Consider the following 11784-nt stretch of genomic DNA (forward strand, 5'->3'; position numbering starts at 1 on the left):
GAATTTTTTTCATTAAATAATATGATCTATACATTATATATAGTTAGATGGTTATCAATTATTTAATTTTTATCCTTTTCTACTTTTTGATAGTATTCTCAGTCTTAGGCCACGGACTTTTAACATCAAAATTAGTTAAACTTGATACTTCACCTAATGAAATCGGGTTCATTGGTTTGACTGGAATATTTTCATTAATCACTTATTCATATATTACGCATTTCTTTTTTCAGCACAATTACCTACATAACTCTATTTTCTTGATTATAGGGATAATTTCTTTTTTCATATATGGAATTAAAGTTTTCCAGAAACGAAATCTAAAAATTTTAATTGCTGTATTTGCAATTCTTTTTGTTGCTTTTTTAATTTACAAAACGCATGATGATTTTGGATATTATCATTTTCCTTACACATATTATCTCAATAAATTTTCAATGATAGTTGGCATAGGTCCATTAAATCATGGATTTAGAACTCCATCCTCAATTTTTTATTTAAACTCATTATTTTATTTACCATATGTTGAGTATTATCTTTTTCATATGGGTGCTGTATTAATTTTAGGATTTTCTAATATTATTTTAATAACAAATATTGAAAGAAATTTAGAAAAAAAAAATAACAATTATTTCTTTTTTTTAAATTTACTTGCATTCGTTTTTATTAATATTTTTTTCTATCGATTAGCCGAGCATGGAACGGATAGGTCGGCACAAATTCTTGTACTATTATTTTTTATTTATATCCTTTCTTTGCGGGAAAATTATGAGAAATATGATAAAATTTTACCTAAGTTAATTGTCTTATTATGTATAATAATCTCTTTAAAATCTTTTTACATATTATATTTCATATTTATAGTTCCTTTCATCTACTATACAATTAAAGATGATAAGGCTTACCTCTTAAATAAAATATTCAAACATCCAATATTTTACTTTTCCATATTGATGGGGATTTGTGTAATTTTAGTTTATTTTTTTAATACAGGTTGCTTGTTATACCCAGTGCAACAAACTTGTATAAGTGGAGTTGAATGGGCAATTCCTAAGTCAGAGGTAAGTGCAATGAATACACATTATCAATGGTGGTCAAAAGCAGGTGGTGGCCCAGGATACAGTCACGAAATTGAAAAAGATTTATATGTTCAAAATTTTAATTGGTTGTCAAATTGGGTTGATAGATATTTTTTTAATAAAATGTCAGATTTTCTTCTCGGTATCACATCAATATTAGTAATTTTTTTGATTGTTTTTAAATCAAAAAAAAAAAATTTAGACTATAAAAGATTTAAAAATAATTTTTTATACTATTTTTTAATATTATTATTATTTACAGAATGGTTTTTAAATCATCCTTCTTTAAGGTACGGAGGATATATAATTTTTTCATTAATTCTATTCGTGCCTTTGAGTTATTTTTTATCAAGTTATCAAATTTCAAAAAATTTTAAATTAAAAATTTTTATTCTTTTTTTTCTTGTTGTTTCAATTTTTATTGCAAGGAATATTAATAGGATTATCTACGAAGTTGATTTTTATCAGGCAAATTTTAAACAAAATATGTTTTATTTCATTGATAATAAACATTTAAGAATTGACACTCAGCTCATGGATCTTGCAAAAACCTATCAGAATTGTAATCAAAATATTGAAAAATGTATAAATAATGGAGAATTTATTATAAAAAAAAGTTATGGAAAATTAGTGCTTATAAAGATTAGAAATAAATAATTTGATTAATTTAATTTTTTTTTAATCTCAAAAATAAGTATTAACAAATCTTTAAAAAGAATATAATAGGTTAGCATGAATAAAAAAATTGCCTTAATTTTTGGCATAACAGGTCAAGATGGTTCATATCTTGCTGAATTTTTATTGAAAAAAAAATATATTGTTCACGGTGTTAAGCGGAGGTCTTCTTCAATAAATACCGCAAGAATTGATCACATCTATCAGGAACCAGGTCAGAGATCTCGAAATTTTTTACTACACTATGGAGACATAACTGACTCAACATCAGTTTCAAAAATAATTAGAATGATCAAACCTCATGAAATTTATAATTTAGCAGCTCAATCACACGTTGCTGTATCTTTTGAAGTACCAGAATATACTGCAAATGCAGATGCACTTGGAGCTCTAAGAATACTTGAGGCAATCAAGTTTCACAAATTAGAAAAAAAAACAAAATTTTATCAGGCTGGAACATCTGAAATGTTTGGTAAAGTTCAAGACATACCTCAGACTGAAAAAACAAATTTTTATCCATTAAGCCCATATGGTGTTGCGAAACTTTATGCTCATTGGATAACAAAGAATTATCGAGAAGCTTATAATATTTTTGGATCAAACGGGATTTTATTCAATCATGAAAGTCCTAGGCGAGGTGAAACATTTGTTACAAAAAAGATAATTAAAGCACTTGTTAGAATAAAGATGGGATTACAAAAAGAATTAATCTTAGGCAATCTGGATTCCAGAAGAGACTGGGGTCATGCAAGAGATTATGTTGAAGCGATGTGGAAAATACTTCAACAAAAAAAACCAGACGACTACGTGATAGCAACAGGAAAACAATATAGTATAAGACAATTTATTATTTTTGTAGCAAAAAAACTTAATATGAAAATTGTTTGGAAAGGAAAAGGTTTAAATGAAAAAGGGTATGATACTTTAAGTAAAAAAAATATAATTTCAGTTGATAAAAACTACATAAGACCCTTAGATGTAAATACATTACTAGGAAGTGCCGCAAAAGCACGTAGAGAATTAAAATGGAAACCTCAAATAAATATTCATAATCTTATTGATGAAATGATAACTGAGGAGATGAATATTTTAAGTAATGATCAATAAAAAAAGCAAAATTTTTGTTGCAGGTCATAAGGGTATGGTTGGCTCAGCAATTGTGAGAAAATTAAGAAAAAAAGGCTTCTCCAAAATCATATTTGCTGAAAAAAAAAAATTAAATTTACTTGATCAAAATAAAGTTTTCAAATTTTTAAAAGAAAAAAAACCAGACTTAGTGATAGTTGCAGCTGCCAGGGTTGGAGGAATACAAGCCAACTCTAACTTTAAGCAGATATTTATTTATGAAAATCTACAAATTCAAAATAACTTAATACATGGGTCGTTTCTTGCAAAAGTAAAAAACCTTATTTTTTTGGGATCAAGTTGCATTTATCCAAAATTTTGTAAACAGCCAATGAAAGAAAGTTATTTTCTCAGTGGTAAATTAGAGGAAACAAATGATGCTTATGCAATAGCTAAAATAGCTGGCATAATGATGTGTTATAACTATTCTGTAAATTATAAATTAAATTACAAGTCTTTAATGCCACCAAATTTATTTGGACCTGGTGATAATTATGATTTGAATAATTCTCACTTTTTTCCAGCTTTATTAAAAAAGATTTATTTAGCAAAGATCAAAAGAAAAAAAATGTTAAATGTTTGGGGTACTGGCAAACCTAAAAGGGAATTAATGTTCGTAGAGGATTTTGTTGACGCTCTGATTTTTTTCATGAATAAAAAAATAAAAGAGCCTTTTATCAACATTGGGGTAGGAAAAGATTTTACCATCGAATGGTATGCTAAATACATTATGGAAAAATTAGGTGTAAAATTAAAAATTTCTTACAATAAAAATAAATTGGACGGTATGCCGAAAAAATGTCTAGATATTAGCCTCGCACAAAAATATGGATGGAAACAGAAGAACAATTTTGACCATGGTTTTGATCTTACTTTAAGAGATTTTCTTAAAAATAGATAAATTCAAGATAAAATTATTATTTACAACTTATAAATTTTAAGTATAAGTCTTATGCCTGGTGATTATTGCGAAGGTGTTATACCCGATCCCATTCCGAACTCGGTAGTCAAGCCCTTCTGCGCCGATGGTACTTTGTCTTAAGACATGGGAGAGTAGGACGTTGCCAGGCTAATAAATTATGAAAATAAAAAGCTCCCTAAAATCGTTAAAAAAAAGAGATCTTAATTCGAAGTTAGTTAAGAGAAGAGGCAGAGTTTACATAATTAACAAAAAAAACCCAAAATTTAAAGCTAGACAGAAGTAATTTATGGATAATGAAAACCATAAAAAAACATGGGATAATTTTACCAAATTTGTTCTTTGGGGGACAATTTCAGTCATTGTTATTCTAACGCTACTAGCTATTTTCTTAATATAATTTAAATGATAGTTGGTTCCATTAGAGAAGATCAAAAAATTGAGAGCAGGGTTGCAATTACTCCTGAAAATGTAAAAAAATTTATCAGTCTAGGTTTTAAAGTATTAATAGAAAAAGGATATGCTGAACATATTGGTTTAGATGACAATGCATATGAGTCTTTAGGTGCTGAAACCACCTCAGACAAGAAAAAAATTTTGACTGACTCTAATTTCATACTTCAATTCAATTTACCATCTGAGGATAATTTAAATTCTTTAAAAGAAAACCAAAATTTAATTGGTGTATTTAACCCTTACTCAAATAAAGAAATTATTTCTAGCTTATCAAAAAAGAAAATTAATGTCTTTTCTTTAGAATTATTACCAAGAATTACAAGAGCTCAATCGATGGACATTCTTTCATCACAAGCTAATCTAGCAGGATACAAAGCTGTTATAGAGGCTTTTGCAAATTTTAAAAAAGCAGTCCCAATGATGATGACAGCGGCAGGTACAATTCCAGCAGCAAAAATTTTAGTTGTAGGTGCAGGTGTTGCCGGATTGCAAGCGATTGCAACAGCAAAAAGAATAGGTGGCATAGTCTTCGCAACAGATGTAAGGATGTCATCCAAAGAACAAGTTGAAAGTTTAGGGGGTAAATTTTTAACTGTGGAAGGAGCAGAGAATCTTGAGACTTCAGGTGGATATGCCAAGGAAACTTCTGATGAATTTAAGAAAAAGCAAGAAGATCTTCTTTCTGAAACATTAAAAAAAATAGATATTGTTATTTGTACAGCGTTAATACCTGGTAAAAAAGCTCCTGTAATTATTAAAGAAAGTATGATTAAAAATATGCAGCCAGGTTCTGTAATTTATGATTTGGCGGCTGTTCAAGGTGGAAACACAGCAGTAACTAAAGCTGATGAGGTTGTGGATTTAAATGGGGTAAAGATTATGGGTGAGAAAAACATATTAAATAAGCTTCCAGTTTCAGCTTCAAACTTATATTCAAAAAATATATTCAATTTTGTATCAAATCTTTATGATAAAGAAAAAAAGAGTGTTAATATTAATTTAGAAGATGAGATTATTAAGGAAACGTTGGTAAAATAACTATGGAAATTGACCCGTTTATTTTTAGACTAAGTATATTTATACTTTCAATCTTCGTTGGCTACTATGTTGTATGGAGTGTTACTCCGTCATTGCATACACCTCTAATGTCTGTGACTAATGCAATATCTTCAGTAATTATAGTTGGAGCAATTATTGCCTCATTGGCAGGCTCAAGTTTAAGTGTTTTTAATCAATCAAGTATATTTGGATTTTTAGCTATTATATTAGCAGCAATAAATATTTTTGGTGGATTTTTGGTGACACAAAGAATGTTGGCAATGTACAAGAAAAAAAAGAAAGATAAAAAATGATCTCTGCAAACTTATTAGCAATATTCTACCTTATCTCGGGAATTTTATTTATTTTAGCATTAAGAGGCTTGTCTTCTCCAGAAACCTCAAGACAAGGAAATTTGTTTGGAATAATTGGAATGGCAATTGCAATAACTGTTACTTTCCTTTCTATAGATAATTTTTCAAGTGGATTTCTATATGTAATACTTTTCTTGCTAGTTGGTGGATCAATAGGTGCTTTCATTGCATTTAAAATACCTATGACTGCGATGCCAGAATTAGTAGCTGGCTTTCATAGTTTAGTAGGTTTAGCAGCAGTTTTTGTTGCAATATCTGCTTTTATAAGTCCTGAAGTTTTTAATCTAGGTACTTCAGGAAATATCAAACTTGCTAGTTTAATTGAGATGTCAATAGGAGCAGCAGTTGGGGCAATTACTTTTTCTGGTTCAATAATAGCATTTCTTAAATTAAGAGGAATAATGTCAGGGTCTCCAATAACTTTTCCAGGACAACACATATTAAACTTATTAATTTTAATTTCTATTATAGTTCTTACATATTTTTTATGTTTAAATCAGTCTCCTAATTTTTTCTGGTCATTAATTGCAATTTCTTTTCTAGTTGGATTTTTATTAATCATTCCAATAGGTGGCGCAGATATGCCAGTAGTAATTTCGATGCTTAATTCATATTCAGGCTGGGCTGCAGCTGGAATAGGTTTTACCCTAGAAAATACTGCCTTAATAATTACTGGTGCTTTAGTAGGTTCCTCAGGTGCAATATTATCTTACATAATGTGCAAGGGCATGAACAGATCATTTTTTAATGTTATTCTTGGAGGATTTGGAGGGACGGATCAAACCTCGGGCAAAACAAATAAAGAGCAAAAACCAGTTAAAAGTGGAAATGCAGATGACGCAGCTTTTTTAATGAAAAATGCCTCGTCAGTTATCATTGTTCCTGGATATGGAATGGCAGTTGCACAGGCGCAGCATGCATTAAGAGAAATGGTAGACTCTTTGAAAAAAAATGGTGTTAAAGTATCATATGCGATTCACCCTGTTGCGGGCAGAATGCCAGGACACATGAATGTTTTGTTAGCTGAAGCAAACGTTCCTTATGATGAAGTTTTTGAGTTGGAGGAGATCAATAATGACTTTGCAAATTGTGATGTTGCGTATGTAATAGGAGCAAATGATGTAACAAATCCAGTTGCTAAAACAGATCCTCAAAGTCCTATATATGGCATGCCCGTGCTTGACGTTGAAAAAAGTAAGTCAGTTTTGTTTGTCAAAAGAAGTTTATCACCAGGCTATGCAGGCATAGACAACGATCTTTTTTATAGAGATAATACTTTAATGTTATTTGCAGATGCAAAAAAAATGACAGAAGATATAATTAAAAATTTATAAATTGACAAAAATATTTTGTGACATCGCAGACATAAATTTAATCAAAAAATTTGATAGAAAAAAAATTGTTAAAGGTTTTACAACTAATCCGTCTTTAATGAGAAAAGCAGGTGCAAAAGACTATCAAAACTATTCAAAAAAAATTTTAGGAGTAACGAAAAAACCAATTTCATTTGAGGTATTTGCAGATGATCATGACGAAATGATAAAGCAAGGAAAAAAAATTTCTAAGTGGGGTAAAAATGTGTTTGTAAAAGTTCCTTACTCAAATACAAGGGGTATGTTTACAGGTAAAGTGATAAAAACTTTAAATTCAAAAAAAATTAAACTAAATATTACTGCTGTTTATAATGCAACACAAACACAAAAGATTTTAAAAAATATAGATAAAAAAACTAAGGTAATAATATCCATATTTGCTGGAAGAATGGCTGATGCAGGAAAAAATCCACTACCTGAATTTAAAAAAAGTTTAAAGATTTCAAAAAAATTTAAAAACGTCGAAATATTATGGGCAAGTACAAGAGAGGCATACAATCTTTTACAGGCAAAAGAATTAGGTTGTCACATAATAACCGTACCTCCAAAAATAATTGAAACAATTGAAAATTTTGGAAAATCTTTTGATAAACTCACTAAAGATACAGTTAAAGGTTTTCTAGTCGACAGCAAGAAGTCAAGGTTTAAAATTTAATTGGTTGCGGGGGACGGATTTGAACCGCCGACCTTCAGGTTATGAGCCTGACGAGCTACCAGACTGCTCCACCCCGCGATATTAAATTCTATTTCTTAGTTTATTTAGTTTTTTTACTCTTTTAATATTTTCTTGCAGGATTCTCTTTTTTTTTTCAGATGGTTTTTCATAAGTGTTTTTAAGTTTGACTATCTTAAAAAAACCGTCTCTTTGGAGTTTTCTTTTTAAAACTCTCAAAGCTTGTTCTACATTATTATCTTTAACTTCTATTTTAATAACATCCTCCAGAAAAAAAGTTTAAATAACACTTATAAAATTTCATGTCTATCAAATTTTTAAGAATTTTGACTTTGACTTGCTTTTAAAGCCTTCTCTTTTAATTTTTTCTCTCTCTTTATACGTCTTTCTGCTTTCTCACTTGCCTCAAGAAGATCTTTTTGGGTAAATAAATTCATTGCTACTGGGTCTTTCGCATTTAAATTATTATAATTCCAATAACTTTTATTTCTAATAGATATAACCGAGTTTTTTGTTATGCCCACAAGTTTAGCTATTTGAGAGTCTTTCAATTGTGGATAGCTTTTAATCAACCATAAAACAGAGTCTGGTTTATCCTGTCTTTTAGATAAAGGGACATATTTTTTAATTTTTTTTTCGTCTGAGGAAATCTCAATATCACCACTAGTTATATTTAAAGGCCTGTCCTGGTCTTTACTTGAAAGGTCGATCTCCTCTTTTGTTAATTGTCCAGATGTAATTGGATTATACGCTTTAATTCCTTTAGCAACTTCTCCATCTGCAATACCTTGTATTTCTACTTCATGTAAATTACAAAAGTCAGCAATTTGTTTAAAAGTTAATGTAGTATTTTCTACAAGCCAAACGGCAGTAGCCATGGGCATTAGTGGTGTTATAGACATAAATTATTTTTTACTAGTTTTTAAATTTTGAAATTTTTTATTAAATTTACTCACTCGTCCTTTGTCCAAAAGTTTTTGTTTACCACCCGTCCATGCAGAATGAGATTTAGGATCAATCTCTAATTTAAGAATATCCCCTTCGGTCCCCCAGGTGGATCTTGTTTCGAACTGAGAACCGTCAGTCATTTCAACTTTAATTTTGTGGTAGTTAGGATGAATTTTTTTCTTCATAACGTGTCTTATAGCAAATGAAAATTATAAAACAATTAAAACATAGAAATTTTGTTATTAATTTCCTTTTCAATACTTTGGTTAGATGCAATTAGGCTGATATTTTCGGTTTTTTTTAAATCAATATCACTTAAAACTCCGCCAGCCTCTCTTACTAATATTGAGCCTGCTGCAATGTCCCATAAACTTAAATTTTTGTGAAAACTTCCATCAAATCTTCCACATGATACGTATGCAAGATCTAAAGCCGCACTACCTGTAATTCGAATCGTCAAACCGTCTGAAGAAATATTTTTACTGTTAGATGAGAATAAACATTCAGAAATTTCTCTTTTTCTTGAAACTCTTATACTTTTATTATTCATGTATGCACCAGAATTTTTCTCTGCATAATAGATTTCATCTTTAATAGGATCAAATATTACACCTGACACAATTTCATTATCTAAAACTAAGCCAACTGAAATACAGAAATGGGGTATGCCATTTATAAAATTTGTTGTGCCATCTATTGGGTCTATAACCCAAAAGTTCTCTTTATCTTCATTTTTAATAAAACCACTCTCCTCAGTTAAAAAAGAATATTTTTTTTTTGATTTAGATAGTTCATTAACCAACATATCTTCAACTTTTCTATCTGAATTTGTGACAAAATTTTTTGGCCCTTTTATTGAAACTTGAAGTTTTTCAACTTCTCCAAAGTCTCTTATCAATACTTTAGAAATTTTTTCACAAGACTTTATCATTAAATTTAGATTTGGAGAAATCGAGTTCATGTTTATACTTTTTTTATATATTCAATTGTTCTTGTATCTACTAATATTTCATCTCCACTTTCTATAAATGGTGGAACTTGAATTTTTATATCATTTTCTAAAATTGCAGGTTTGTAAGATGATGAGACTGTTTGACCTTTTAACGCAACATCGGTTGATTTTATCTTAAACTGCACTTGATTTGGTAACTCAATACCTATAGCTTTATCTTCATGAAATATCAGATCGACATTTAAGTTTTCTTTTAGTAGTTTGCCTTTTTCTCCTATTATGTCTTTTTTAACTTCTACTTGTTCAAAATTTTTTTGATTTATAAAGTAGTAATTTATTTCATCATCATACAAATAATTAAATTCAATATTCTCTATACTTGCTTTTTCTATCGAATCGTTAGACCTGAATCTCTCATTTAGCTTTGTATTTTTATTTATACTCTTCATCTCAACTTGGCAAAAGGCTCCACCCTTGCCAGGTTTGACGTGTTGTGTTTTTAAAATTTCCCAAAGATCATCTTTGTATTCAATTAACATTCCAACTTTAATTTCATTAGCGTTTATTTTCATAAAAATTCTTTAATTGCTTTTGCCGGTTTTTTATCCCAAATGCCTCCTGAGATAGCTAAAAAGTTCGGTTTATGCAACAGAAGTTTTCTAAAATTTTTATTAGTTATTCCTCCAATTATAACAACAGGTAGCTTTGTGAATCTTTTAACCCATGATATTAAACTTGGTTTTGCAATGTAATTTACTTTTTTCGTTTTTGATTTGAAAAAAGCACCAATCGCAATATAATTTGCACCATCTTTAACTGCCTGTCTAATCAATTTTTTTGAATTATGACATGTAATACCAATGATTTTTTTTCTTAAAATTTTTCTTGCTAGTTTAATGACCATATCATTTTGTCCCAAATGACAACCATCTGCACCAATTTTTTTTGCCAGATTAGGATCATCATTTATTATTAATTTTACCTTATACTTTTTACAAATTTTTTTGATTTTTATTCCAATTTTTTTTTTCTCTATTAAAGAATAATTTTTTAGTCTTAATTGAAAATAACTTACTAAATTGGAACTGAGAACGGCTTTTAAATTATTATAAAAACTCTTCTTAATTTTGTTTGGTGAAATTAAATAAATAAACCTTTTTTTATCGACTCTCAATTTCTTTAGACCATTTTCCTTGAGCAGCAAGAGTATTCATTTTTGCTCTGTGGTTAAATACTTTTTGGGTTCCCTCAATATCTTTTATATTCTTAGACCAAAATTTAAGAGCACCTTGCTGCAACGCTCGTCCGTAAGAGTAACTCATTATAAAACTAGTCTTATTTAATTTATTTATTAAATTTAAATTTTCTGTTGCCTCTAGTTCTGACTGTCCACCAGATAAAAAAGCTATACCAGGAACTTCCGAGGGCACAGAGCTTTTCAAGCATTCCAAGGTTAATTTTGCTACCTCTTCATTAGAGATTTTTTCCTTTGATTTATTTCCAGCTAAAATCATATTTGGTTTTAATATTACTCCTTTTAAATCAACCTTATGAAGAATAAGCTCCTCAAAACACTTCTTAATGACCTCGGAGGTTTTTTGAAAACACTCTTTAGCGGAATGGTCTCCATCCATTAAAACCTCTGGTTCAACAATTGGCACCATATTACATTCTTGTACTAATGCGGAATATCTAGCTAACGCGTGTGCATTGGAATGAATAGATAATTTACTCGGGAAATCTTTTGATATATTGTAAACACCTCTCCATTTGGTGAACTTTGCTCCAAGTTTAAAATACTCTTTTAATCTATCCCTTAAACCATCTAACCCTTCTGTAATTTTTTCATTTGGTGACCCAGCTAAAACTTTTGCACCAGTATCTACTTTTATTCCTGCACAAGACCCCATACTCTCAATTAATTCTGGTATCTTGTTTTTTTTTGAGGATGTCTGCTTAATTGTTTCGTCGTACAGTATTACTCCACCAATACAATTTTTCATTTCTGATGAACAAAAAAGAGTTTCTCTAAAAAGTAATCTATTTTCTGGGGTTGATGGCACACCTACACTATCTAGCCTTTTGGTCATTGTACCCGTGCTTTCATCTGCAGCAAGAATTCCTTTACCACTCCCAAGAATTTTAATTACAATATTACTTAGTTCAGACATA

The 11784-nt window shown here is 29.5% G+C and carries 16 protein-coding genes, 1 tRNA gene and 1 rRNA gene; 10 read left to right on the plus strand and 8 right to left on the minus strand.

Annotated elements, in window-relative coordinates:
* Positions 1-47: 47 nt before the first annotated feature.
* The 10 genes from AMN84_RS02905 (at position 48) to AMN84_RS02950 (ending at position 7694) form a co-directional block, all read left to right on the plus strand.
* Positions 48-1736, plus strand: a complete 1689-nt coding sequence (locus AMN84_RS02905) for an LIC_10190 family membrane protein (RefSeq protein WP_075483205.1) — start codon at positions 48-50, stop codon at positions 1734-1736.
* 75 nt (positions 1737-1811) lie between these two features.
* Positions 1812-2861: a GDP-mannose 4,6-dehydratase gene (gene gmd, locus AMN84_RS02910; protein ID WP_075483206.1), complete on the plus strand. Its 1050-nt coding sequence runs from the start codon at positions 1812-1814 to the stop codon at positions 2859-2861.
* Positions 2851-3780, plus strand: coding sequence for a GDP-L-fucose synthase family protein (locus AMN84_RS02915; RefSeq protein ID WP_082254967.1), 930 nt, complete (start codon positions 2851-2853; stop codon positions 3778-3780). The genes gmd and AMN84_RS02915 overlap by 11 nt, the downstream gene beginning before the upstream one ends.
* A gap of 54 nt (positions 3781-3834) precedes the next feature.
* Positions 3835-3949, plus strand: a 5S ribosomal RNA gene (rrf, locus tag AMN84_RS02920).
* 9 nt (positions 3950-3958) lie between these two features.
* Positions 3959-4084: a type B 50S ribosomal protein L36 gene (gene ykgO, locus AMN84_RS02925; protein WP_075483207.1), complete on the plus strand. Its 126-nt coding sequence runs from the start codon at positions 3959-3961 to the stop codon at positions 4082-4084.
* Positions 4085-4087: 3 nt separating this feature from the next.
* Positions 4088-4198, plus strand: coding sequence for an aa3-type cytochrome c oxidase subunit IV (locus tag AMN84_RS02930; protein ID WP_075483208.1), 111 nt, complete (start codon positions 4088-4090; stop codon positions 4196-4198).
* Between the two features lie 5 nt (positions 4199-4203).
* Positions 4204-5292 (plus strand): Re/Si-specific NAD(P)(+) transhydrogenase subunit alpha, encoded by a 1089-nt coding sequence (locus AMN84_RS02935; RefSeq protein WP_075483209.1) that lies wholly within the window; start codon positions 4204-4206, stop codon positions 5290-5292.
* Between the two features lie 2 nt (positions 5293-5294).
* Complete coding sequence (locus tag AMN84_RS02940) at positions 5295-5606, plus strand: proton-translocating transhydrogenase family protein (protein WP_075483210.1); 312 nt, start codon at positions 5295-5297, stop codon at positions 5604-5606.
* The gene (locus AMN84_RS02945) at positions 5603-7000 is read left to right on the plus strand and encodes an NAD(P)(+) transhydrogenase (Re/Si-specific) subunit beta (protein WP_179850694.1); all 1398 of its coding nucleotides are present in this window, start codon (positions 5603-5605) and stop codon (positions 6998-7000) included. The genes AMN84_RS02940 and AMN84_RS02945 overlap by 4 nt, the downstream gene beginning before the upstream one ends.
* Before the next feature lies 1 nt (position 7001).
* Positions 7002-7694 (plus strand): transaldolase family protein, encoded by a 693-nt coding sequence (locus AMN84_RS02950; RefSeq protein WP_082254968.1) that lies wholly within the window; start codon positions 7002-7004, stop codon positions 7692-7694.
* A gap of 1 nt (position 7695) precedes the next feature.
* On the opposite strand, the gene AMN84_RS02955 is transcribed toward AMN84_RS02950, so the two are convergent.
* The 8 genes from AMN84_RS02955 to AMN84_RS02990 form a co-directional block, all read right to left on the minus strand.
* Positions 7696-7772, minus strand: a tRNA-Met gene (locus tag AMN84_RS02955).
* Positions 7773-7775: 3 nt separating this feature from the next.
* Entirely contained in the window at positions 7776-7970 is a 195-nt protein-coding gene (rpsU, locus tag AMN84_RS02960) for a 30S ribosomal protein S21 (RefSeq protein WP_075483212.1), read from the minus strand.
* A gap of 59 nt (positions 7971-8029) precedes the next feature.
* Entirely contained in the window at positions 8030-8614 is a 585-nt protein-coding gene (locus tag AMN84_RS02965) for a cell cycle transcriptional regulator TrcR (protein WP_075483213.1), read from the minus strand.
* Positions 8615-8617: 3 nt separating this feature from the next.
* Positions 8618-8845 carry a 50S ribosomal protein L31 gene (rpmE, locus tag AMN84_RS02970; protein ID WP_075483214.1) on the minus strand — a complete coding sequence of 76 codons (228 nt, stop codon included), beginning with the start codon at positions 8843-8845 and terminating at the stop codon, positions 8618-8620.
* Positions 8846-8880: 35 nt separating this feature from the next.
* Entirely contained in the window at positions 8881-9591 is a 711-nt protein-coding gene (locus tag AMN84_RS02975) for an inositol monophosphatase family protein (protein WP_256998149.1), read from the minus strand.
* A 32-nt stretch (positions 9592-9623) separates the two neighbouring features.
* Positions 9624-10184, minus strand: a complete 561-nt coding sequence (gene efp / locus AMN84_RS02980) for an elongation factor P (RefSeq protein WP_075483216.1) — start codon at positions 10182-10184, stop codon at positions 9624-9626.
* Positions 10181-10786, minus strand: coding sequence for a thiamine phosphate synthase (thiE, locus tag AMN84_RS02985; protein ID WP_082254969.1), 606 nt, complete (start codon positions 10784-10786; stop codon positions 10181-10183). Before thiE ends, efp begins: the two co-directional genes overlap by 4 nt.
* The gene (locus AMN84_RS02990) at positions 10773-11783 is read right to left on the minus strand and encodes a class I fructose-bisphosphate aldolase (RefSeq protein ID WP_075483217.1); all 1011 of its coding nucleotides are present in this window, start codon (positions 11781-11783) and stop codon (positions 10773-10775) included. Before AMN84_RS02990 ends, thiE begins: the two co-directional genes overlap by 14 nt.
* Position 11784 lies beyond the last annotated feature (1 nt).

The sequence above is a fragment of the Candidatus Pelagibacter communis genome, from assembly GCF_001180105.1.
GTDB classification, from domain to species: domain Bacteria; phylum Pseudomonadota; class Alphaproteobacteria; order Pelagibacterales; family Pelagibacteraceae; genus Pelagibacter; species Pelagibacter ubique_K.